The organism is Streptomyces sp. NPDC002138 (assembly GCF_040296485.1).
Taxonomy (GTDB): Bacteria; Actinomycetota; Actinomycetes; order Streptomycetales; family Streptomycetaceae; genus Streptomyces.
Genome location: NZ_JBEOXE010000062.1, coordinates 1 through 22,382 on the forward strand (window position 1 = coordinate 1; position 22,382 = coordinate 22,382).

The window sequence follows — 22,382 nt, forward strand, 5'->3', positions numbered from 1 at the left end:
CCCCACCGGACGCCGCGACCCGGTGGACCTTTCCGGCTACAGCACTAGCTTCTGCTCGGGCGCGAGGTCGATGATGAGACGGTGCTGGAGCAGCCCCGCCGTCCTGGCCGACCAGCCAGCGGGCGCAGGCCCGTACGACGCCCACCCGGTCGGCGAGGTGCTCCACGGCCCCGGCCGCCCGGCCCGTACGGCGCAGGGCGGTGACCCCGGCGGCCCGGACCTGCCCCGAGCGGGCGCCGAGCAGCAGGTCGACCACGGTCCGGGCATCGTCCCGGGCCGCAGCGCCGTCCCCCGCGGCGGGGCCGTCCCCGTCCACCGGCCCGTCCCTGGCCACCGGGCCCGGCGCGGAAGCGGCCAGGGCGGCGAGCGCCGCGTCGGTCCAGAGCCGTCGCAGCACCGGGTCGGCCTCGGCGGCGGCCCGCCGGGCCAGTGCCACCGCGCCGGGCCGGGTGGTCTCCAGCAGCAGCCGCCCGGCGTACCGGCGGGTGCCCGGGTCGGAGTCGGCCGCCAGTTCCTCCAGCAGCGCGCCCCCAGCCCCGCGCAGCGCCGCCTCGAACAGTTCCCGGGCCCACGCGCCCCGCCCGCGCGCCCCGAGCCGCAGTACCAGCGGGGTCAGCGCCCGCAGCGTCCCGGCCGGGTCCTCGGCCAGGGCTCCGGCCAGGATCACGCGGGCGCGGGTGCGCACCGGCTCGATCCAGTCCGCGCAGCGGATGGCCACGAGCGGCAGCAGCGCGCGGCTCCGCCCGGCGCCGCGCAGGGCGTCCTCGCGGATCCGGCCCGCCGGGTGGCACAGCGCGGTCTCGGGCTGTGCCCGCAGCAGCCCGGCCAGGACCTCGTCCCACAGGGGGACCTCCCGCACGCCGAGGTCGAGCGCGATCCAGGCGGCCGGGTCGGCGGGGTCGAGCACCTCCGTGAGCGCGGCGCCCCGCGCCAGCCGCTCGGCAACCTCGCGGCCGGCCCTCCCGTTCCAGCGCCGGCCCCGCCGCGCGTTCCCCGTGGTGGCGTTCATGACCCTGAGCCTAGGCAGGGACACCCCCTCCGACCAGCGGTTTTCCAGGCGCGTTGACGAAACATACGGAGTAGTGCATAGTTATGCCTGTCGTCAGATGCACCATGTAAGGAGAAACCCGTGACCGAGCGCGTCGTACTCGCCTACTCGGGCGGCCTGGACACCTCCGTCGCCATCGGCTGGATCGCCGAGGAGACGGGCGCCGAGGTCATCGCCGTCGCCGTGGACGTCGGCCAGGGCGGCGAGGACCTGGACGTCATCCGCAAGCGCGCGCTCGCCTGCGGTGCCGTCGAGGCCGAGGTCGCGGACGCCAAGGACGAGTTCGCCAACGAGTACTGCCTCCCGGCGATCAAGGCCAACGCCCTCTACATGGACCGCTACCCGCTGGTCTCCGCCCTCTCGCGGCCGACCATCGTCAAGCACCTCGTGGCCGCCGCCCAGAAGCACAACGCGACGATCGTCGCCCACGGCTGCACCGGCAAGGGCAACGACCAGGTCCGCTTCGAGGCCGGCATCGCCGCCCTCGGCCCCGACCTCAAGTGCATCGCCCCGGTCCGGGACTACGCGATGACCCGTGACAAGGCGATCGCCTTCGCCGAGAAGGCCGATCTCCCGATCGCGACCACCAAGAAGTCCCCGTACTCCATCGACCAGAACGTCTTCGGGCGCGCCGTCGAGACGGGCTTCCTGGAGGACATCTGGAACGCGCCGATCGAGGACATCTACGAGTACACCTCGAACCCGGCCGTCCCGCGCGAGGCCGACGAGGTCGTCATCTCCTTCAAGGAGGGCGTCCCGGTCGCCATCGACGGCAAGCCCGTCTCCGTGCTCCAGGCCATCCAGCAGCTCAACGAGCGGGCCGGTGCCCAGGGCATCGGCCGGATCGACATCGTCGAGGACCGCCTCGTCGGCATCAAGTCCCGCGAGGTCTACGAGGCCCCGGGCGCGATCGCGCTGATCACCGCCCACCAGGAGCTGGAGAACGTCACCGTCGAGCGCGAGCTGGCCCGCTACAAGCGGCAGGTCGAGCAGCGCTGGGGCGAGATGGTCTACGACGGCCTGTGGTTCTCCCCGCTCAAGCGCGCCCTGGACGGCTTCATCAACGAGGCCAACCAGCACGTCACCGGTGACATCCGGATGACCCTGCACGCGGGCCGCGCCGTGGTCACCGGCCGCAAGTCCGAGGAGTCGCTGTACGACTTCAACCTCGCGACCTACGACTCGGGCGACACCTTCGACCAGTCCAAGGCCCAGGGCTTCATCGAGATCTTCGGCCTGTCCTCGAAGATCGCCGCGCGCCGCGACCTCGCCTGAGGTTCTGTCGTTACGCGTACACGTACACGTACACGTACACGTACACGTACACGTACGCGCAGTGCTTTGACGGCCTCCCCGGTACCTCCGCGTCGGGGAGGCCGTCGTACACCCACCCTTTGAGGAGCAGTAGCTGTGAGCAGCAACAACGGTGACGTCCGGCTCTGGGGCGGCCGGTTCGCCGACGGACCGGCCGAGGCCCTCGCGAAGCTGTCCGCGTCGGTCCACTTCGACTGGCGCCTCGCGCCGTACGACATCGCCGGTTCGCGCGCCCACGCCCGCGTCCTGCACAAGGCGGGCCTGCTCACGGCCGAAGAACTCCAGCGCATGTCCGACGGGCTGGACCGGCTCGCGGCCGACGTCGAGTCCGGCGCCCTCGTGGGCACCATCGCCGACGAGGACGTGCACACCGCCCTGGAGCGCGGCCTGCTGGAGCTGCTCGGCCCCGACCTCGGCGGCAAGCTGCGGGCGGGCCGCTCGCGCAACGACCAGGTCGCCACGCTCTTCCGGATGTACCTGCGCGACCACGCCCGGATCATCGGCTCGCTGATCGCCGACCTCCAGGACGCGCTCGTCGGCCTCGCCGAGGCGCACGCCGACGTGGCGATGCCCGGCCGGACCCACCTCCAGCACGCGCAGCCGGTGCTCTTCGCGCACCACGTGCTGGCGCACGTGCAGTCCCTGTCCCGGGACGCGGAGCGGCTGCGGCAGTGGGACACCCGGACCGCGGTCTCCCCGTACGGCTCGGGCGCGCTCGCGGGCTCCTCGCTCGGCCTGGACCCGGAGCAGGTCGCGGCCGACCTCGGCTTCGAGCGGGGCTCGGTCGGCAACTCCATCGACGGCACGGCCTCGCGGGACTTCGTCGCGGAGTTCGCGTTCATCACGGCGATGATCGGGATCAACCTCTCCCGGATCGCCGAGGAGATCATCATCTGGAACACGAAGGAGTTCTCCTTCGTCACCCTGCACGACGCGTTCTCCACCGGCTCCTCGATCATGCCGCAGAAGAAGAACCCGGACATCGCGGAGCTGGCGCGCGGCAAGTCCGGCCGGATGATCGGCAACCTGACCGGCCTGATGGCCACCCTGAAGGCCCTTCCCCTGGCCTACAACCGGGACCTCCAGGAGGACAAGGAGCCGGTCTTCGACTCCTGCGACACCCTCGAGGTCCTGCTGCCCGCCTTCACCGGCATGATGGCGACCCTCACGGTCAACCGGGCGCGGATGGAGGAGCTGGCTCCGGCCGGATTCTCGCTCGCCACCGACATCGCTGAGTGGCTGGTCCGCCAGGGCGTGCCCTTCCGGGTCGCCCACGAGGTCGCGGGCGAGTGCGTCAAGGAGTGCGAGGGCCTCGGCATCGAGCTGGACGAGCTCACGGACGAGCAGTTCGCGAAGATCTCCGAGCACCTGACCCCGGAGGTGCGGACGGTCCTCAACGTGCCCGGCGCCCTGGCCTCCCGCAACGGCCGCGGCGGCACCGCCCCGAGCGCCGTCGCCGTCCAGCTCAACGAACTGAAGGCGGACCTGGTCATCCAGCACGCCTGGGCGAACCACAAGAACTAGCGCAAGCCCGTCGAGGGGGCGGCCGGGGCACCCGCCCGGGCCGCCCCCTCCGGCATGCCCGCAGGCCTACGCCGCCCACGCGGCCAGCCGCTCGAAGTCCCCCCGCACCAGCCCGATCCGCTCGTCGATGCGCAGCAACAGGGCCTGGGCCGGGTGGCGTTGGGCGACGTACTCCCGGTCCAGCGGCGTGATGCCGTCGTCGATCCACGCGAACGGCCGCTCCCCGGCGTACTCCAGGACGTACTGCGTCTTCCAGAACGTCCCCCGCGGCGCCCGCCCGTGCATCTGCGGCCAGTCGATGAACGGCAGCCGCGGCAGCCCCAGGTGCGGCCCTATCCAGTCGTTGGCCTCGTCCTTCCAGGTTGTCGCCCAGACCAGCTCATAGGCCTCCGCCAGCGCCAGCAGCTCCGCCCCGTGCCCCGGGTGCAGCCAGACCCGCAGCGGCTTCGCGCTCTCCGCCTCCGACCAGCCGGTGGGCCGCATCCGGTGGGTGGTGTAGCCCTCGGGGCGGCGCTGGGGCTTGGCCGCGTAGGGGTTCAGCGGGCCGTCCACATCGATGAGCAGCAGGGGCTTCTTCGTCATCACGGCAGGATTCCTTCCGTGCCCGTGCGGGGCACCTGAATATTCGATGAGACAATGACGTCTCATTCGGGTTATGGTTGTCTCATGGCCATGGATCGTGACCAGGTGCTCCGCGCAGCGGCGGCCCTGCTCTCCCGCAAATCGACCGCGACGATGGACGAGGTCGCCCGTGCGGCCGGCATCGGCCGCGCGACCCTGCACCGGCACTTCGCCGGGCGCGACGCCCTCGTACGGGCCCTCGAAGAGCTCGGCATCCGCGAGTTCGAGGTCGCCTTCGACAAGGCCCGCCTGGACCAGGGGAGCGCCGTCGACGCCCTCGGCCGCCTCGTCGCCGAGGCCGAGCCGAACGCCCTGCTGCTGGCCTTCCTCGTCACCGAGAACCAGCTCTTCGAGGGCGACGAGATCAACGAGGGCTGGGCCCGGCTCGACGCGCGGGTCTCCGCGCTCTTCCGGCGCGGCCAGCAGGAGGGCGACATCCGGATCGACCTCAGCCCCGCCTGGCTCACCGAGGCGCTGTACGGCCTCATCGGCACCTGCGCCTGGGCCGTCATGGACGGCCGGGTCGCCGCCAAGGACTTTCAGTACATGATCACCGAGTTGCTGCTCGGTGGCGCACGACGGAGTGTGGAGAAATGAGCAGAACCGAAGAGCTGAGCAGGCGGAAGGGGACGCAGGACGGCAAGAGCCCCGGGCGCTGGATCGCGCTCTCGGTCCTCGTGCTGGCCGTCCTGCTGGTCGCGGTCGACGCCACCGTACTCGGTCTCGCCACTCCCTCCCTGAGCGAGGACCTCAAGCCGTCCGGTACCCAGCTGCTGTGGATCGGCGACGTCTACTCCTTCGTCATCGCCGGTCTGCTCGTCTCCATGGGCTCCCTCGGCGACCGCATCGGCCGCAAGAAACTGCTGCTGATAGGCGCCACCGCCTTCGGCCTCGTCTCGGTCCTGAACGCCTACGCGACCAGCCCCGAGATGATGATCGCGGCCCGCGCACTGCTCGGCGTCGCCGGTGCGACGCTGATGCCGTCCACCCTCGCGCTGATCCGCAACATCTTCCACGACCCCAAGGAACGCAGCCTCGCCATCGGCATCTGGGGCGCCACCGCCTCGGCCGGCGCCGCCATCGGCCCGGTGGTCGGCGGAGCCCTGCTCCAGCACTTCTGGTGGGGCTCGGTCTTCCTCATCAACCTGCCCGTGATGATCGTCCTGGTCGTCGTCGGCATCAAGCTGCTGCCCGAGTCCAAGAACCCCGCGAGGGGCCCCTGGGACCTGCTCAGCGTCGCCCTCTCGCTCGTCGGCATCATCGGCGTCGTCTACGCCGTCAAGCAGGTCGCCACCCACGGGCTCACCTGGGAGGTCTGGGCGGCCGCGATCCTCGGCGCCGCCCTGCTCTACGCCTTCGTGCGCCGCCAGCACACGCTGGCCGCGCCCCTGCTCGACATGAAGCTGTTCAAGCACCGCGGCTTCTCCGGCGCGGTCCTCGCCGACCTGCTCACCGTCTTCGGCCTCTCCGGACTGGTCTTCTTCCTCTCCCAGTTCCTCCAGCTCGTCCAGGGCCGCCAGCCGCTGGAAGCGGGCCTGGCCGAACTGCCCGCCGCCGTCGGCGCGGTGGTCACCGGTCTGCTCGCGGGGCAGTTCGCCCGCAAGTACTCCGTACGCGTCATCGTGACCGGCGGTCTCGCCGCGATCGGCCTGGCGCTGGCCGCGCTCACCGTCATCAGCAAGGAGACCGGCTACCCGCTGCTCGGCGCCGCCCTGCTCGTCGTCGGCCTCGGCGCGGGCTTCTCCTTCACCGTCACCGCCGATGTGATCCTCTCCAGCGTGCCCAAGGAGCAGGCCGGTTCGGCCTCGGCCGTCTCCGAGACGGCGTACGAACTCGGCGCGGCCCTCGGCATCGCCCTGCTCGGCTCCATCGTCACCGGCGTCTACCAGGGCTTCACCGCGCCCGCCTCCGTCTCCGGACCGGTCGCCGACGCCGCGCACGAATCCCTCGGCGGGGCCGTCGACGCGGCCCAGGGGCTCGACCCGCACACCGCCGAGGTGATGGTGAGCGCGGCCCAGGACGCCTTCGTGGACGGGCTGCGGCTCGCCTCGGGCGTCGGCGCGGCCGTCCTGCTCGCCACCGCCGCCGCCGCGTGGTTCCTGCTCAAGGGCCAGGAACTGCAGGACGGCATCGAGCACTGACGCCCACCGGACCTCGCGAACCGACCCCAAAGGGTGGTGCCGCGCGCGGAGTTGACACAGTGATCGCGCGCGCGACACCATCCCCACGATGGAGATCACCGATCTGACCCCGGCCGAACGCCGCGTGTGGGACGCCTTCCCGCACGGCGCACGCGTCGACGTCCGTGAGGGCCCCGAAGAGAACGCCGCCGACGGCGCCGGCTGGGGCCCCGAACGGACCGTGCGGGCCGAGGTGCTCACCGCCCTGCTCCTCGGCGGGGCCGCGGCCGAGGGCCGGGTCGCCGGGCTCGACCTCAAGGGCTTCCGCGTCACCGGCAAGCTGAACCTCAAGTACGCCACCGTCGAGCACGCGATCCGGCTGCGCGGCTGCTGGTTCGAACGCAAGCCCCTGCTGTACGGGGCCCGGTTGCGCGCGTTCGTCCTCAGCGACTCCGCCCTGCCGGGCCTGACCGCCTCCACTGTCACCGTCGACGTGGTCCTGCGCCTGTCGTGCTGCCGGATCACCGGACCGGTCCGGCTCGCCGGAGCCCGGATCGCCGGGGGCCTGTTCCTCACCCGCGCCGTCATCGGCCCGCTCGCACCGGACGGCGCGGACCCCGATGAGCCCGAGGGCTCGGCCGAACCCCCGCTCCAGTTCAACCACGCCGACATCGGTACGGACGTCATCGCCCCGGGCCTGACCGTATACGGCCAGACGCGCATCAACGGCGCCACCGTCGGCGGCCAGATCAACCTCGAGGGCGCCCGCCTGCTCAACCCCGGCGGCGAGGCCCTGTACGCCGAGACCCTCTCCGTCGGCACCGACGTCCGCGCCCGCGGCCTGCGCGCCGAGGGCCGGGTCAACCTCACCGGCTCCCGGATACCGGGCCAGCTGGGCCTGGCCTACGCCCGCCTCGTGAACCCCGGCGGCACCGCCCTGCGCGCCTCCAGCTGCGCGATCGGCGAGGTGTGGCTGCGCGCGTGCGACACGATCCAGGGCGCGGTGAACCTGCGGCGCTCCCAGTTCGACATGCTCTACGTGGAGCCCGCCGGGTGGCCCGGCACGGTCCGCCTCGACGGGCTGGGCTACCGGTCCCTGCGCCCGCACCTGCCCCCCGAGGAGCGGCTGCCGGTACTGGAGCGGGAGGACGCGGGGTACCTTCCGTACGCCTACGAGCAGCTGGCCGCCGCCTACCGCACGGCGGGCGACGAAGGGGCCGCCCGCAGCGTCCAGCTCGCCAAGCTCCGCCGGCACCGGCGCACCCTGCCCCGGCACGCACGGGTGTGGGGGCTGCTCCAGGACGCGACCGTGGGGTACGGCTTCCGGCCGCTGCGCGCGGCGGGCTGGCTCGTGGCCCTCCTGTGCACCGGAGCCCTCGCCTACGGGCTGCGGCCGCCCGCCCCGCTCAAGCCGGGCGAGGCGCCCGAGTTCAACCCGGTCTTCTACACCCTCGACCTGATGCTGCCGATCATCGGCTTCGGGCAGGAGGAGGCCTTCGGTCCGCGCGGGTGGTACCAGTGGCTGTCGTACCTGCTGATCGTGACGGGCTGGGTCCTGGCGACGACCACCGCGGCGGGCGTCAGCCGGTCACTGAGCCGGCAGTAGGGCAGCAGGCAGTAGGGCAGCAGGCAGTAGGGCGTGTGACCGCGCCCGGGCCCCCGGCTCAGGCAGCCTTGGCCTTGGTCGCGTACATGTCGACGTACTCCTGGCCCGAGAGCCGCATGACCTCGGCCATCACCGAGTCGGTGACCGCGCGCAGCACGTACCGGTCGCGGTCCATGCCCTCGTACCGGGAGAACTCCATCGGCTCGCCGAAGCGGACCGTGACCCGGCCCGGGCGCGGCATGCCCTTGCCGCCGGGCTGGAGCTTGTCGGTGCCGATCATGGCGAACGGGACCACCGGGGCGCCGGTCATCAGCGTGAGCCGGGCGATGCCGGTGCGGCCGCGGTAGAGCCGGCCGTCGGGGGAGCGGGTCCCCTCCGGGTAGATGCCGAAGATCTTGCCCTCTTCGAGGATCCTTCGACCGGTCATCAAGGCCGCGACCCCGCCGTTGGCACCGTCGCGGTCGACCGGGACCATGCCGGAGCCGGTGAAGAACCAGGCCATGGCGCGGCCCTTGAGGCCCTTGCCGGTGACGTACTCGTCCTTGCCGATGAAGTGCACCTGGCGGTCGCACACCAGGGGCAGGATCATCGAATCGATGAAGGTCAGGTGGTTGCCCGCGAGGATGACCGGCCCGGTGCCCGGAATGTTCTCGACGCCCTCCACACGGGTGCGGAACATCATCCGCATGACCGGTCCGACAGTGGCTTTGATGAGCGCAAGACGGGACAACGTGGGCCCTCCGGTATCGAATGCGTCTTCAGCACCGCGCGTGCTCAGTGCAGGTGAGGACGATACTCGCGGGTCCGCTCTGATCGCACATCGGGTTCACGAGGCCGATACGCAAAGTTGACGCACGTTTCCGCCATGTTCTCCGCCCGTCCCGCCCCGCATCGCCCGCGCGCCACCGGCCGCTGCCTACGATCGGTCGGCCGATCGGGGGCGCACGCCCCGGGCGACGCGAACGGGACGAGGGGCATTCATGACGCAGGGCGGGGCAGGCAGGCGCGCGGTTCTGGGAGCGGCCGTACTGGCGGCGGGCGGCGGAGCGCTGGGGCTCGGCGCGGGCCCGGCGGCGGCGGCCGGGGGCACGGCCCCCGAGGGCGCGGCGGCCGCGGGCGCGGCGGCCGACACGCAGGCGTACGGCGACGGCGGGGGCTACCGGGAGCTGCCCTACCCGACGGTCATCGGACACCGGGGAGCCAGCGGCTACCGGCCCGAACACACCCTCGGCTCCTACCAGCTGGCCCTCGACCTGGGCGCCGACGTCATCGAGCAGGACCTGGTCCCCACCCGGGACGGGCACCTGGTCTGCCGTCACGAGAACGAGATCGGCGGCACCACGGACGTGGGCGGGCGCCCCGAATTCGCCTCCCGGCGCACCACCAAGACGGTGGACGGCGTCGCGGTCACGGGCTGGTTCACCGAGGACTTCACCCTGGCCGAGCTCAAGACCCTGCGCGCGAAGGAACGTATCGCCGCCGTCCGCCAGCGCAACACGCTCTACGACGGCCGCTGGGAGGTGCCCACCTTCGAGGAGGTGCTGCGCTGGGCCGACCGAGAGGGCAGGAAGCGCGGCAAGCGGGTCTGGCTGCACGTCGAGACCAAGCACCCCAGCTACTTCCGCGCCCTGGGCCTCGGCCTGGAGGAGCCGCTCGCGAAACTGCTGCGCCGCTACGGCCGCGACCGGCGGAATTCGGCCGTTTTCCTTCAGTCCTTCGAACCCTCCAGCATCCAGCGGCTCGCCCAGCTGGTCTCCGCGCCCCGCGTCGTGCTGCTGGGCGCCGCGAACACCCGCCCCTGGGACTTCGAGCTGGCCAAGGACCCGCGCACGGTCGCCGACCTGGTCACGCCCGAGGGCCTGAAGTGGATCGCGGGCTACGCCCAGGCCATCGGCCCGACGCTCGACCTGATCGTGCCGCGCGACGCCGCGGGCAAGCTCGGCACGCCGACCACCCTGGTGCGCGACGCCCACGCGCGCGGGCTGATCCTGCACCCCTACACCGCGCGCAACGAGAACACCTTCCTGCCCGCCGAGTACCGCAAGGGCACCGACCCGAACGCTTACGGGGACGCCTTCGGCGCCTTCCGCGCCTACTTCGCCCTCGGGATCGACGGGATCTTCTCGGACAACGCCGACACCGCGCTGCTCGCGGCCGAGGACTTCCGCCCGGGCCGCCGCCCGCGCTGATCCGCGGCGCCGGGTCCGCGGCCGCCGGCCCGCGCCCGCCGGCCCGCGCCCGCTGATCCGAAGGCCGTCAACGCGCGGCCGGAACTTCTCGTACGAGTGTGCCGCGCCCGGTGGGGAAACCACCGGGCGCGGTCTTCGCGTCCCGCCCGGCATGGACCTGCTCAAGGAACTCGGACCCCTGCTCTCGGCGGAGGCCGCCGCCGAAGCACCGCTCGCCGGGATGGATCCGGCCGATCTCGAACAGGCCGTGTGGGTGCGGCTGCTGGAGCGGGACCGCGGCGGGCCCGCGCCCGCCGAACCCGCCCGCTGGCTGCGCCGGGCCGTACGCGCCGAGGCCCGCCTGGCCCGCCGCCACGCCCAGCGCGAAGTCCCGTACGCGGGACCGACGGCCTGCGCCGACGAGGCACCCGAACACGGGCCCGAGGGCGAGCTCCTGCACCGGGAGCAGGACCGCGCCGTCCGGTCGGCGGTCGCCCGGCTGCCCGGACGCTGCCCGGAGCTCATGAATGCGTTTCTTTCGCCCAGGGACCTCACTTACCGTGAAATCGCAGGAGAGTTGGGTATCTCACAAGGAAGTTTGGGGCCGGTACGTTCCCGTTGCCTGGGATGTCTGCGCAGAATGCTGGCTGCAGAGGTTGAGGCTCCTGGCCTGCGGGGAAAGGAGCGGTAGACCAACGGGCTACCAGGTGAGCGGGAGGCATGCGCACATGGGCATGAGCGTGACCATTTCGGCAGCGGCGGCCGAGGACGCGGAGCAGATCTTCAAGCTCCAGTATCTGTGCTTCCAGAGCGAGGCCGAGCTGTACGGCAATTACCTGATCCAGCCCCTCACCCAGTCCCTGGATTCCCTCAAGGGCGAGCTGGCCCGCGACATCGTGCTGGTCGCCCGGCTCGGTGACGAGGTGGTCGGCGCGGTGCGCGGCAGCACCGACGAGGACGGCACCGGCAAGATCGCCAAACTGTGCGTCCACCCGCGGATGCAGGGGCACGGGCTCGGCGCCCGCCTGCTGCGCGGCGTGGAGGAGGCGCTGGCCGACGGTTCCAAGGCGTCCCGCTTCCGGCTCTTCACCGGCCGCAAGAGCGAGTCCAACCTGCGGATGTACCGCAAGGCGGGCTATGTGGCGGTCGGCGGCCGGACCGCTTCGGACGGCGTGGAGCTGATCATGCTGGAGAAGGAAGCCACGGACTACGCCGTCAGCGCCTGACCCGGCTGTCGGCCCCGGCCGCTGACCCGGCCTCCGCCCCCCGGGCCTCGCGCCCTACCGCTCGCGCTTGGCGCGCAGCCAGAGCATCCCGGTGATCGGCAGGATCACCGGGATGAACAGGTAGCCCATCCCGAACTGCGACCACACCGTCGTGTCGGGGAACGCATCGGGCCGCACCAGGGTCCACGTCCCCACCGTGAGCACGCCGGTCAGCTCGGCGGCGCAGCACACCCGCGCCGCCTTGCGGGCCGTCTCCCCGCCGCGCACCAGCGAGTACGTGATGAAGGCGTACACGAGCGCCGCCACCCCGCTCAGCGCGTAGGGCAGGGGGGCCCGGTCGAATTCGGTGGAGATCTGGAAGACCGAGCGCGACACCGCGCCGACGGTGATCACCCCGTACAGCCAGACCAGCAGGACCCCCGGTCCCGAGACCAGTTTCGTGCGCCCCGCCGGCGTCGCGGCGCGCTTGACCGAGTGCGTGTGCGCGCCCGTGTCCGTGTTCGGGTCCGTGTCAGGCACCGGTGCCACCCCAGATGTCGTAGAGCCGTACTTCGAGCACCGCGAGGACGACCGCGCCCGCGGCCACCGTCACCGAACCCCACCTGCTGCGCTCGGTCAGCGAGAGGAACCCGGCGGCCGGGATCGCGGCGAAGGCGCCGACGAGGTACGCCACGAAGAGCACCGACCCGTCGTGCGGCTCCGCGCCCTGGGCGAGCTTGACCAGCCCGACCACGAGCTGGGCCAGGACCAGCAGGGTGACCAGGGCCATTCCGGCGAAGTGCCAGTCCTTGGTCGGCTGGTCCCGCCAGGCGGCGAATCCGCACCAGGCGGCGAGGGCGAGTGCGGCCACGCCGATGGCGACCGTCAGGGCGTCGAGCATGGAGCGAGGGTATTACGGGTCCAAAGGCCCGATGCGCCCGCCCCTGGGCCGGGCTTTCCTGGAAGGTATGAAGCTGCACGCCGAAGCCCTGCTGTTCGACAACGACGGAACCCTCGTCTCCTCCATGGAATCCGTCCACCGCTGCTGGACCCGCTGGGCGGGGGAGTACGGCATCACCGAGGCCGACTTCGCCGCCGTGGAACTGCACGGCCGCCCCGCCGCCGAGATCATCGCCGACCTGCTGCCCGGACCGGCCCGGGCCGGGGCCCTGGCCAGGATCGAGCGGCTTGAGGTCGAGGACGTCGCGGGCGGCGTCGTCCTGCTCCCCGGTACGAAGGAACTGCTCTCCGCGCTGCCCGCCGGCCGCTGGGCCGTGGTGACCTCCGCCACCCGCCCGCTCGCCGAGGCGCGGCTGCGCGAGGTCGGCATCGACTTCCCCGAGATGGTGGCCGCCGAGGACATCACGCGCGGCAAGCCCGACCCCGAGCCCTTCCTGCTCGCCGCCGCCCGGCTGGGCGTGGACCCGGGCCGCTGCGTGGTCTTCGAGGACGCTCCGGCGGGGCTGGCCGCCGCGCGCGCGGCGGGGATGCGGACCGTGGCCTTGACCACAACGCACCCGGTCGGCGAACTGGTCGCGGACGTGGTGGTCGGGGACCTTTCGGCGGTGTCCGTGCAGGTCACGGACGAGGGCATGGTGATCGCGACGGAGGGCTGACCCCGCCCGGCGACACCGCGCCACCCGGCCGCGCCGTCCGGATGGCGGTCCAAATCCGTCCGCTATCCGGACAGCGTTGATCGGTGAAGCGATACGTCTGGTTTACTGAAGCCATGACCACGACGAGCAGCCGCACCCTTGCGACCGAGGCGACGATGACGCCCGGTGCTCGTTGTATGTGTCGAATGCGCGCCTTCTGAGGGCCCCCTTCCTGAGCCTCGCGCCCCGAAGCGAGACCGGCCGAGTCCGTCCGGACCATGCTGGCTGTAGAGCCTCCGCGCTGTAGAGCCACTCCGCACCACCACCCCGGACCGCTCCTGCCCCACGCCCGGCGCCGAACCGCCGATTCGTCACGGTTCGTCCCGCATCGCGTCCCCAGATGATTGCCCCGTGCCCGGTCTGCCATGCCGTGCACTCGACAGCGACGGAATTCCTGTGATCACCACATCGGGCCTCACGAAGGTCTATCAGTCCCGTGGCCGCGAGGTCACCGCCCTGGACGGCGTCGATCTCCACGTCCGCGAGGGCGAGGTCTACGGAGTCATAGGCCAGAGCGGCGCCGGAAAGTCCTCCCTGATCCGCTGCGTGAACCTGCTGGAGCGCCCCACCGCCGGCACCGTGAGCGTCGACGGCGTCGACCTCACCGCGCTGGCGGGCCGCGGCCGCCGCGCCGGCAAGGAGCTGCGCGAGGCCCGCAGCCGCATCGGCATGGTCTTCCAGCACTTCAACCTGCTGTCCTCGCGCACCGTGCAGGGCAACGTCGAGCTGCCCCTGGAGATCCTCGGCATCTCCGGCCGCGAGCGCTCCCGCAAGGCCCTGGAACTCCTGGATCTCGTCGGTCTCGCCGACAAGGCCAAGTCCTACCCCGGCCAGCTCTCCGGCGGTCAGAAGCAGCGCGTCGGCATCGCCCGCGCCCTGGCCGGCGACCCCAAGGTGCTGCTCTCCGACGAGGCCACCAGCGCCCTGGACCCCGAGACCACCCGCTCGATCCTGCAGCTGCTGCGCGACCTGAACCGGCAGCTCGGCCTGACCGTCCTGCTGATCACGCACGAGATGGACGTGGTCAAGGCCGTCTGCGACTCCGCCGCCCTGATGAAGCGCGGCCGGATCGTCGAATCCGGCACCGTCCCGGAACTGCTGGCCACCCCCGGCTCCGAACTCGCCGACGAACTCTTCCCGGTCAGCGGCGTCGCCACCGGCATCGACCGCACCGTCATCGACGTCACCTTCCACGGCGAGGAAGCCACCCAGCCGGTCATCTCCCAGCTGTCGCGCACCTACAACATCGACATATCGATCCTCGGCGCCGCGATGGACACCGTCGCGGGCCGCCAGGTCGGCCGGATGCGCATCGAACTGCCCGGCCGCTACGAGGACAACGTCGTCCCGGTCGGCTTCCTGCGCGAGCGGGGCCTCCAGGTCGACCCGGTCGACGCCGACGCCCCCGCGGCGACCGCCCCCCGAGCTTCCGCAGTCGCCGGCGCCGTCCCGGCCCAGCTGGTCAAGGATGGTGCCAAGTGACCTGGTCCGAGATGCAGCCCCTGCTCACACAGGGCACGTACGACACCCTCTACATGGTCCTGTGGTCCACCCTGGTGACCGTCCTCGGCGGACTCCCCATCGGCATCCTGCTCGTCCTCACCGACACCGGCGGCCTGCTGCAGAACAGGGTGGTCAACAAGGTCCTCGGGGTGATCGTGAACGTCGGCCGCTCGATGCCGTTCATCATCCTGCTGATCTTCCTGATCCCGGTGACCACCGCCGTCGTCGGCACCTTCATCGGCCCCACCGCGATGATCGTCCCGCTCGCCATCGGCGCCATCCCCTTCTTCGCCCGGCTCGTCGAGACCTCGGTGCGCGGCGTGGACCACGGGCTCGTCGAGGCGGTCGAGTCCATGGGCGGTGGCGTGCCCACCCTCGTCGGCAAGGTGCTCCTCCCGCAGGCCCTGCCCTCGCTGATCGCCGCCGTCACCACCACCGTGATCACCCTGGTCGGCTACTCCGCCATGGCCGGCGCGGTCGGCGGTGAGGGCCTCGGCTCCAAGGCCATCACCTACGGCTTCCAGCGCTTCGAGACCGGCTTCATGGTCGCCACGGTGGTCGTACTGATCGCACTCGTCACGGTGATCCAGCTGCTCGGCGACGGCGTGGTCCGCCTCCTCGCCCGCCGCGGCCGGACAGCCTGACCGGGGCACCGCCCCCCACAGACCTTCTCCCTCCCACAGCCCGCACTCGTCGTGCTCGGGCGTTGTCCGCACCACCAGGAAAGAGGCACTCTTCGTGCGCAGCTCCATCAAGTTCACCGCCCTCGCCGCCACCACCGCGGCCCTCGCCCTCGGCCTCACTGCCTGCGGCACCTCCTCGGACCCGTCCTCGGCCTCGTCCGACGGCGGCAAGACCGACGAGAGCAAGCCCCTCGTCATCGCGGCCTCCCCGAGCCCGCACGCCGACATCCTGAACTTCGTCAAGGACAAGCTGGCGGCGAAGGACGGCCTCAAGATCGAGGTCAAGGAGTTCACCGACTACGTCCTGCCCAACACCGCCACCGAGCAGGGCCAGGTCGACGCGAACTTCTTCCAGCACAAGCCGTACCTGGACGACTTCAACAAGAAGAACAACACCCACATCGTCCCGGTGATCAACGTCCACCTGGAGCCCCTCGGCCTCTACTCCAAGAAGGTCAAGTCCCTCACGGAGATCAAGGCCGGCCAGACCGTCGCCGTCCCCAACGACCCCACCAACGAGGGCCGCGCGCTCCAGCTGCTCGCCGCCAACAAGCTCATCACCCTCAAGGAGGGTGTCGGCACCGGCGCCAAGCTGGCCGACATCACCGACAAGAAGGGCCTGCAGTTCAAGGAGCTGGAGGCCGCCACGGTCCCGCGCGCCCTGAACGACGTCGACGCCGCCGTCATCAACGGCAACTACGCCATCGAGGCGAAGCTCGTGCCCGCCAAGGACGCGCTGGTCCTGGAGAAGGCCGAGGGCAACCCCTACGCCAACCTCCTCGCGGTGAAGGACGGCAAGCAGAACGACCCCCGGATCCAGAAGCTCGCCAAGCTCCTGAACTCCGACGAGGTCAAGAAGTTCATCGAGGAGAAGTACCAGGGCTCGGTCATCCCGGCCTTCGGCGCCCCCGCCTCCTGACCCCCCGCACGCCGCCCCGGCCCCGCACGCCCTCCCCGGGCGGGCGGGGCCGCGCCGCTGCGCGCACGGCACCGCGCGACCTGCCCGCTCCCGGGCAGCCCGGCCCTGCACACCACCGGACCGATACTGCATGCTGTGGCTCTACGGCCACGGTCTCAGGCATGGAGCTGCGCATGACAACCACCTTCCCGGACGTCTCCATCAGCACGGACCGGCTGGTGCTGCGCCCGTTCGAGGAAGAGGACGTCAGCGCGCTCACCGAAATGATGAACGACGAACTCCTCACGGCCTGGACCGAGGCCCCGCACCCCTACACGCGCGCCGACGCCCATGACTGGGTCACCCGCGCCGCCCCCGGCGAGCGCACCGAAGGCCGCGGCATCGTCTTCGCCGTCACCGAGTTCCTGACCCACCGCCTGGTCGGCGCCGTGCACGTCCGCCACACCGACTGGCGCTGCCTCAGCGCCGAGGTGGGCTACGCCACCGCCCCCTGGGCCCGCGGCGAGGGCTACGCCTGCGAGTCCGTACTCGCCGTCGCCCACTGGCTCTTCCGCGACCACGGCTTCGAGCGCCTCGAACTGCGCACCGCCGCCGACAACGCCGCCGCCCAGCAGGTCGCCCAGAAGATCGGCTGCATCAGCGAGGGCGTCCTGCGCAACGCCTGGATAGTGCGCACCCAGACGCCCGACGGCAGATGGGCCGACACCCGCACCGATCTGCTCGTCTGGGGCCTGGTCCCCGAGGACCTGGACGACCTCGACCTGCTCGACGGCTACGGCGAGTTCCACGCGGTACCGGAACAGCGGCCCGAGACACCCGACCACCGGCCCGTCGCGCACGAGCAGCGAGCCGAGGCGCCCGACGGGCGGCCGTCCGTGCACGGCAGGCCCACACCCGCGTACGGTCTGCAGAACCCCGCGTACGGTCAGCAGAGCACGGCGTACGGTCAGCAGAGCGCCGCGCACGGGCAGGCCCCGGGCCACGCCCCGCGCAGCCACCCGTACGACCACGCGGCCAGGGCCGACCGGACCTGACCCGGCCCTCACCAGGTAGTCTCACCGTGCCCGCCACACCGCCGGGCCGCCCCCGCAGCGCCACCCACACCAGGGAGACCGACGACGATGGCCGACCGGGTCACGGTGATCGGCTGGGACGGCTCGCCCCTGACCGCGGCCGCCCGGTCAGCGCTCTCCGCCGCCACCCTCGTGGCCGGAGCCGCCCACCACCTCGCGCTCCCCGAGATCCCGCCCACGGCCGAACGCATCCGGCTCGGCAGCCTCGGCCTCGCCGCCCGCCGCATCGCGGGCCACCGCGGCACCGCCGTGGTCCTCGCCGACGGCGACCCCGGCTTCTTCGGCGTCGTACGGGCCCTGCGCGCCCCCGAACACGGCCTCGAGGTGGAAGTGGTCCCCGCCGTCTCCTCCGTGGCCGCCGCCTTCGCCCGGGCCGGCATGCCCTGGGACGACGCCCAGGTGGTCGTGGCCCAACGCCGCACCCTGCGCCGCGCCGTCAACGTCTGCCGGGCCCACACCAAGGTCGCCGTCCTCACCTCGCCCGGCGCCGGCCCCGCCGAACTCGCCCTGCTGCTCGAAGGAGTCCACCGCACCTTCGTGATCTGCGAGGAGCTGGGCACCGACGAGGAACGCGTCACCGTCCTCACCTCCGACCGGGCCGCCGACCACAGCTGGCGCGACCCCAACGTCGTGATCGTCGTCGGTGGCGGCGGGCCCGTCCCGGCCGACCCCGGCTGGCTCATGGGCCAGCCCACCGCCGTCGCCGTGGCCGCCGCGGGCGCCCGCGGCTGGGCCCGCCCGGAGAGCCGCAACGACGCGGGGACCCGGCCCCCCGCCGGGGTGCCCGCCGCGGAAGGGGAGTCGGCGCTGCTGCGCGCCGCGCAGCTGGCCCGGCTCGGCCCGCGCACCGGCGACCTCGTCTGGGACATCGGCGCCGGATCCGGCGCGTTCGCCGTGGACGCGGCCTCGTTCGGCGCGGCCGTCATCGCCGTCGACGCCGACCCCCGCGCCTGCGACCGGATCGAAGTCGCCGCCCGCCGCCGCGGCGTACTGATCCAGGCCGTCCCGGGCCGCGCGCCGCACGTCCTCGAAAACCTTCCCGAACCCGACGTCATCCGCATCGGTGGCGGGGGAGTCCCGGTCGTCGAGGCCTGCGCCGACCGCCGCCCCGAACGGATCGTCACCCACGCCTCCACCCGCGACGAGGCCGAGGCGATCGGAACCGCCCTGACCGAACGCGGATACACCGTCGAGTGCGCCCTCCTGCAGTCCGTCGGCATGGACACGCGGACCTGGCGCGAGCAGGAGCGCTCCGTGGTCTTCCTCATCGCGGCCGAACGCCCCCTCAGCCGCCCCGCGTAGCCCCGGGGTAGGCTGGCCGATCGTCGTACTGCCCGTCACTCAGGGCACAGCGGCACCACAGGACGCCCGACGTGGCGCAGTCCACAGCAGACCGTGGCAGTTATGGCCGCCATGGAAGCGAACGAGCGCGACAATGCTTACTGGTTGTCGGCGGGGGCGTGCCCGAGGGGTTCGCACCGCACGGCGGCCGCGCTCGTGGTCATACGGGGACGGGCGATCGAAGCAGCAACACCGATGGGCGAGGGGTACGCATGACTGACACCGGCCAGGTTCCGGGCGAGGGCCTCCCGGACAGCGCGGGCATGGTGGATCAGCACGGCATCCCCGCGCCGGTCCCGGCACAGCCCCAGGCTCCGCTCCAGGCACCGCTCCACGGCACGGGCGGGTACGCCTTCCAGGACCTGGTGGACAATCCCGCCGAGGACGACGACCTGCTGCTGATGCCCAGCGGCCAGGGCGCCTGGAGCGACCCGCAGGTGGTGCCCCCGGCGCCCGTCTTCCCCGCCGAGGGCGGCTACTCCGACGGGTTCTACGAGCCCGCCGCCGGATTCACCGACCCCGGCTTCACGGAACCGGGCTTCACGGACACCGGGTCCTACACGCACGGTGCGCACGAGGCGGGCGGCCGTGACTCCGGCTCCCTGGACCTCGGCGGACTGCTGCCGCCCCCCTCCGCCCCCGTCGCCGCGCCCGCCGCCATGGCCGCGCCGGTGACCCCGGCCCGGCGCCCGCTGCACATGGGCCCGCCGGTTCCCGATGCGTCGGGTGGCGTCGTACGCTCCCTCGCCGACCGCGGCCCGGCCGCGGCCCCGGCAGCGCCCGCGGCCCCCGCGGCCCCCGCCGCGGCTGAGCCGCTCGCGGCCGTCGCGAGTGCTCCGGCGGCCCCTGTGGCCCCCGCGGCTCCTGTGGCTCCCGCGCCGGACGAGGCGCCGGCCGCGGCCGCGGCTCAGGCTGCGGTTGCTGTTGAGGCTCCGGCGCAGGCTCCGGCACAGGTTCCGGTCGTGGCTCCCGCGCAGGCCGAGCCCGAGGCCCCCGTCGGGGCCGCGGCCCCGGTTCAGGTCGAGACTCCCGTTCAGGCCGGGGTGCCGGTCCAGGCCGAGGCTCCGGTCGAGGTGCCGGTGCAGGCCGAGGCGCCCGTCCAGGCGGAGGCCGCCGTCCAGGCCGAGGCTCCCGCGGCCGTGGCCGAGGCTCCCGCAGCCGTGGAGGCCCCGGTTCCGGCCCCGGCGGAAGCCCCCGCCGAGGTTCCCGCGCCGGTCGAGGTTCCCGTGGAGGCCGTGGCCGTGGCCGCGCCGCCGGCCGAGGTCCCGGTCGTGGCCGAGGCCCCCGTCGAGGCGCCGGCCCCGGCCCCCGTCGAGGCCGCCGAGGTGCCCGCCGAGGCCCCCGTGGCCGAAGCCCCCGAGCCGGTGCTCCAGGCGGTCCCGGAGCCGGAGACCGCGGGCCCCGAATACTTCGAGGGCGCGCCGCCCGTCGCCCAGCTCGGTGAGATCCCGCTCCAGGCGGGCACCCCGTGGGCTGCGGAGCCGGCCACCCCGGCCGCGCCGCATCCCGAACAGCAGCAGCCCGAGCCGGTCGTCGTGGCCGAGCCCGTCGTGACGGCCGCCCCGGTGGCCGAGCCGGTGGCCGAACCGGTCCTGGTCGCGGCACCCGTGGAAGCCGTGGCCCAGGCCGCCGCTCCGGCTGCCGAGCCCGCGCCCGAGGTGGTGGCCGAGGCCGTCGAGCCCGTGGCCGTCGAAGCCCCCGCGCCCGCCGTCGAGACGCTGCCCGAGCCGGAGGCGGCTCCGGCGGCCGAGGCCCCGGCCGAGCCCGTCGCCGTCGAAGCGGCCGACGCCGTGGAACCGGCGGAACAGGCGGAACCCGCCGAGACCGTCGAGCCCGCCGAGCGCAGCGCCCCCGCACCCGCCTACGACGACGCCGAGCGCAAAGCGGTCCTGCGCGTCATGCGCGAGCGCCGCGACATCCGCAACGGCTTCCGCACCGACCCGATCCCGCACGAGGTACTGCTCCGCGTGCTGGAGGCGGCCCACACCGCGCCCAGCGTCGGGCACTCCCAGCCCTGGGACTTCGTCGTCATCCGCTCCGCCGAGACCCGCCGGACGATGCACGAACTGGCCCAGCGCCAGCGCGAGGCGTACGCCAAGTCGCTGCCCAAGGGCCGGGCGAAGCAGTTCAAGGAACTGAAGATCGAGTCGATCCTCGACACCCCGGTGAACATCGTCGTCACCGCCGACCCCACCCGCGGCGGCCGCCACACCCTCGGCCGGCACACCCAGCCGCAGATGGCCCCGTACTCCTCCGCGCTCGCCGTCGAGAACCTCTGGCTCGCCGCCCGCGCCGAGGGCCTCGGCGTCGGCTGGGTCAGCTTCTTCGACGAGCGCGAGATGGTCCGTACCCTCGGCCTGCCCGAGCACCTGGAGGTCGTGGCCTACCTGTGCGTCGGGTACGTCGACGAATTCCCCGAAGAGCCCGAGCTGATGCAGGCCGGCTGGTCCAAGCGGCGCCCGCTGTCCTGGGTGGTCCACGAGGAGACGTACGGCCGCCGCGCGCTGCCCGGCGAGGAGCCGCACGACCTGCTCTCCGAGACGGTCGCGAGCATCCGCCCGCTCGACGCCAAGGCGCTCGGCGAGGCGTGGGAGCGGCAGAAGCGCATGACCAAGCCCGCCGGGGCCCTGGGCATGCTCGAAATCATCTCCGCCCAGCTCAGCGGCCTCTCGCGGGTCTGCCCGCCGCCGATCCCGGAGCCGGCCGCCGTCGCGATCTTCGCGGGTGACCACGGTGTGCACGCCCAGGGCGTCACCCCGTGGCCGCAGGAGGTCACCCTGCAGATGGTGGCCAACTTCCTGGGCGGCGGGGCGGTCTGCAACGCGTTCGCCAACCAGGTGGGCGCCGAGGTCTGCGTCATCGACGTCGGCGTCGCGGGCGACCTGCCCGCCACCCCGGGGCTGCTGCCCCGCAAGGTCCGGGCCGGCACCGCCGACCTCTCCGTCGGGCCCGCGATGACCCGCGAGGAAGCCGTCGCGGCCATCGAGGTCGGCATCGAGACGGCCCGTGACCTGGTCGCGGCGGGCAACAAGGCGCTGCTCACCGGTGAGATGGGCATCGCGAACACCACCGTGTCCGCCGCGCTCATCTCGGTCTTCACCGGGGTCGACCCGGTCGAGGTCACCGGTCGCGGCACCGGCATCAACGACGAGACGCACGCCCGCAAGGTCGAGGTCGTCCGCCGGGCGCTGGAGCTGCACCAGCCGGATCCGTCCGACCCGGTCGGTGTCCTCGCGGCCATCGGCGGTCTGGAGCACGCGGCGATCGTCGGTCTGCTGCTCGGCGGGGCGTCGCTGCGTACGCCGGTGATCCTGGACGGTGTGAGCGCGGGGGCGGCGGCGCTGGTGGCCCGGGCCATCGCGCCGGAGTCCTTGTCCGCGTGCATCGCGGGGCACCGCAGTGCGGAGCCGGGCCATGTCGCGGCCCTGAACACCCTCGGGCTGCGCCCCCTGGTCGACCTGGACCTCCGCCTCGGCGAAGGCACCGGTGCGCTCCTGGCCCTCCCCCTGGTCCAGAGCGCGGCCCGGGCGATGCACGAGGTCGCCACCTTCGACTCGGCAGGCGTGACGGAAAAGTAACCCCGCCCGGCCCCGCCTCAATCG

At 72.7% G+C, this 22,382-nt stretch carries 18 protein-coding genes and 2 pseudogenes; 15 read left to right on the forward strand and 5 right to left on the reverse strand.

The window, feature by feature from the left end; genetic code table 11:
- A pseudogene (locus ABT084_RS30005) lies at nt 1-1,009 on the reverse strand (hypothetical protein); the annotation flags it as partial.
- A 120-nt stretch (nt 1,010-1,129) separates the two neighbouring features.
- Here ABT084_RS30005 and ABT084_RS30010 point away from each other — a divergent pair.
- Nucleotides 1,130-2,323: an argininosuccinate synthase gene (locus ABT084_RS30010; protein WP_351050484.1), complete on the forward strand. Its 1,194-nt coding sequence runs from the start codon at nt 1,130-1,132 to the stop codon at nt 2,321-2,323.
- Nucleotides 2,324-2,458: 135 nt separating this feature from the next.
- A complete protein-coding gene (argH, locus tag ABT084_RS30015) occupies nt 2,459-3,886 on the forward strand; it encodes an argininosuccinate lyase (RefSeq protein ID WP_351050487.1) in 1,428 nt (475 codons plus the stop codon).
- 66 nt (nt 3,887-3,952) lie between these two features.
- On the opposite strand, the gene ABT084_RS30020 is transcribed toward argH, so the two are convergent.
- Nucleotides 3,953-4,468, reverse strand: coding sequence for an HAD domain-containing protein (locus ABT084_RS30020; protein ID WP_351050490.1), 516 nt, complete (start codon nt 4,466-4,468; stop codon nt 3,953-3,955).
- 84 nt (nt 4,469-4,552) lie between these two features.
- Here ABT084_RS30020 and ABT084_RS30025 point away from each other — a divergent pair, with 84 nt between their 5' ends.
- The 3 genes from ABT084_RS30025 (at nt 4,553) to ABT084_RS30035 (ending at nt 8,233) form a co-directional block, all read left to right on the forward strand.
- Nucleotides 4,553-5,104 (forward strand): TetR/AcrR family transcriptional regulator, encoded by a 552-nt coding sequence (locus ABT084_RS30025; protein WP_351050493.1) that lies wholly within the window; start codon nt 4,553-4,555, stop codon nt 5,102-5,104.
- A complete protein-coding gene (locus ABT084_RS30030) occupies nt 5,101-6,648 on the forward strand; it encodes an MFS transporter (RefSeq protein ID WP_351050496.1) in 1,548 nt (515 codons plus the stop codon). The genes ABT084_RS30025 and ABT084_RS30030 overlap by 4 nt, the downstream gene beginning before the upstream one ends.
- An 88-nt stretch (nt 6,649-6,736) precedes the next feature.
- Entirely contained in the window at nt 6,737-8,233 is a 1,497-nt protein-coding gene (locus tag ABT084_RS30035) for a membrane-associated oxidoreductase (RefSeq protein ID WP_351050499.1), read from the forward strand.
- A 58-nt stretch (nt 8,234-8,291) separates the two neighbouring features.
- Here the strand turns inward: ABT084_RS30035 and ABT084_RS30040 are convergent, their stop codons facing one another.
- Nucleotides 8,292-8,921, reverse strand: a complete 630-nt coding sequence (locus tag ABT084_RS30040) for a lysophospholipid acyltransferase family protein (protein ID WP_351050501.1) — start codon at nt 8,919-8,921, stop codon at nt 8,292-8,294.
- Between the two features lie 292 nt (nt 8,922-9,213).
- Here ABT084_RS30040 and ABT084_RS30045 point away from each other — a divergent pair, with 292 nt between their 5' ends.
- From ABT084_RS30045 to ABT084_RS30055, 3 genes are all read left to right on the forward strand, one after another.
- A complete protein-coding gene (locus ABT084_RS30045; protein WP_351050504.1) occupies nt 9,214-10,422 on the forward strand; it encodes a glycerophosphodiester phosphodiesterase in 1,209 nt (402 codons plus the stop codon).
- 151 nt (nt 10,423-10,573) lie between these two features.
- The gene (locus ABT084_RS30050) at nt 10,574-11,092 is read left to right on the forward strand and encodes an RNA polymerase sigma factor (protein ID WP_351050506.1); all 519 of its coding nucleotides are present in this window, start codon (nt 10,574-10,576) and stop codon (nt 11,090-11,092) included.
- Between the two features lie 37 nt (nt 11,093-11,129).
- A complete protein-coding gene (locus ABT084_RS30055; RefSeq protein WP_351050509.1) occupies nt 11,130-11,627 on the forward strand; it encodes a GNAT family N-acetyltransferase in 498 nt (165 codons plus the stop codon).
- Nucleotides 11,628-11,681: 54 nt separating this feature from the next.
- Here ABT084_RS30055 and ABT084_RS30060 read toward each other — a convergent pair whose 3' ends face one another.
- The gene (locus tag ABT084_RS30060) at nt 11,682-12,062 is read right to left on the reverse strand and encodes a hypothetical protein (RefSeq protein WP_351050576.1); all 381 of its coding nucleotides are present in this window, start codon (nt 12,060-12,062) and stop codon (nt 11,682-11,684) included.
- A 76-nt stretch (nt 12,063-12,138) separates the two neighbouring features.
- Nucleotides 12,139-12,507, reverse strand: a complete 369-nt coding sequence (locus tag ABT084_RS30065; RefSeq protein ID WP_351050512.1) for a hypothetical protein — start codon at nt 12,505-12,507, stop codon at nt 12,139-12,141.
- Between the two features lie 67 nt (nt 12,508-12,574).
- Between ABT084_RS30065 and ABT084_RS30070 the strand changes: the two genes are divergently transcribed.
- The 7 genes and pseudogenes from ABT084_RS30070 to cobT all read left to right on the forward strand — a co-directional run bounded on the left by ABT084_RS30070 (nt 12,575) and on the right by cobT (nt 22,358).
- The gene (locus ABT084_RS30070; protein ID WP_351050514.1) at nt 12,575-13,222 is read left to right on the forward strand and encodes an HAD-IA family hydrolase; all 648 of its coding nucleotides are present in this window, start codon (nt 12,575-12,577) and stop codon (nt 13,220-13,222) included.
- A gap of 435 nt (nt 13,223-13,657) precedes the next feature.
- Nucleotides 13,658-14,743 (forward strand): methionine ABC transporter ATP-binding protein, encoded by a 1,086-nt coding sequence (locus ABT084_RS30075; protein WP_351050517.1) that lies wholly within the window; start codon nt 13,658-13,660, stop codon nt 14,741-14,743.
- A complete protein-coding gene (locus ABT084_RS30080) occupies nt 14,740-15,408 on the forward strand; it encodes a methionine ABC transporter permease (protein WP_351050520.1) in 669 nt (222 codons plus the stop codon). Before ABT084_RS30075 ends, ABT084_RS30080 begins: the two co-directional genes overlap by 4 nt.
- A 94-nt stretch (nt 15,409-15,502) precedes the next feature.
- On the forward strand, nt 15,503-16,366 hold the full coding sequence (locus tag ABT084_RS30085) for a MetQ/NlpA family ABC transporter substrate-binding protein (RefSeq protein ID WP_351050522.1): 864 nt from the start codon (nt 15,503-15,505) through the stop codon (nt 16,364-16,366).
- Between the two features lie 173 nt (nt 16,367-16,539).
- Nucleotides 16,540-17,151, forward strand: a pseudogene (locus tag ABT084_RS30090) (GNAT family N-acetyltransferase); the annotation flags it as partial.
- Nucleotides 17,152-17,487: 336 nt separating this feature from the next.
- Nucleotides 17,488-18,741: a precorrin-6y C5,15-methyltransferase (decarboxylating) subunit CbiE gene (gene cbiE, locus ABT084_RS30095; RefSeq protein ID WP_351050525.1), complete on the forward strand. Its 1,254-nt coding sequence runs from the start codon at nt 17,488-17,490 to the stop codon at nt 18,739-18,741.
- A 251-nt stretch (nt 18,742-18,992) separates the two neighbouring features.
- Nucleotides 18,993-22,358 (forward strand): nicotinate-nucleotide--dimethylbenzimidazole phosphoribosyltransferase, encoded by a 3,366-nt coding sequence (gene cobT / locus ABT084_RS30100; protein WP_351050528.1) that lies wholly within the window; start codon nt 18,993-18,995, stop codon nt 22,356-22,358.
- The last annotated feature ends 24 nt before the right edge of the window (nt 22,359-22,382 follow it).

Bases quoted from the DNA above. Each gene is read 5' to 3' on its own strand.
- ABT084_RS30020 (WP_351050490.1), bottom strand. From the start codon at position 4,468: ATGACGAAGAAGCCCCTGCTGCTCATCGATGTGGACGGCCCGCTGAAC.
- ABT084_RS30025 (WP_351050493.1), top strand. From the start codon at position 4,553: ATGGCCATGGATCGTGACCAGGTGCTCCGCGCAGCGGCGGCCCTGCTC.
- ABT084_RS30030 (WP_351050496.1), top strand. From the start codon at position 5,101: ATGAGCAGAACCGAAGAGCTGAGCAGGCGGAAGGGGACGCAGGACGGC.
- ABT084_RS30035 (WP_351050499.1), top strand. From the start codon at position 6,737: ATGGAGATCACCGATCTGACCCCGGCCGAACGCCGCGTGTGGGACGCC.
- ABT084_RS30040 (WP_351050501.1), bottom strand. From the start codon at position 8,921: ATGCGGATGATGTTCCGCACCCGTGTGGAGGGCGTCGAGAACATTCCG.
- ABT084_RS30045 (WP_351050504.1), top strand. From the start codon at position 9,214: ATGACGCAGGGCGGGGCAGGCAGGCGCGCGGTTCTGGGAGCGGCCGTA.
- ABT084_RS30050 (WP_351050506.1), top strand. From the start codon at position 10,574: ATGGACCTGCTCAAGGAACTCGGACCCCTGCTCTCGGCGGAGGCCGCC.
- ABT084_RS30055 (WP_351050509.1), top strand. From the start codon at position 11,130: ATGGGCATGAGCGTGACCATTTCGGCAGCGGCGGCCGAGGACGCGGAG.
- ABT084_RS30065 (WP_351050512.1), bottom strand. From the start codon at position 12,507: ATGCTCGACGCCCTGACGGTCGCCATCGGCGTGGCCGCACTCGCCCTC.
- ABT084_RS30070 (WP_351050514.1), top strand. From the start codon at position 12,575: ATGAAGCTGCACGCCGAAGCCCTGCTGTTCGACAACGACGGAACCCTC.
- cbiE (WP_351050525.1), top strand. From the start codon at position 17,488: ATGGCCGACCGGGTCACGGTGATCGGCTGGGACGGCTCGCCCCTGACC.
- cobT (WP_351050528.1), top strand. From the start codon at position 18,993: ATGACTGACACCGGCCAGGTTCCGGGCGAGGGCCTCCCGGACAGCGCG.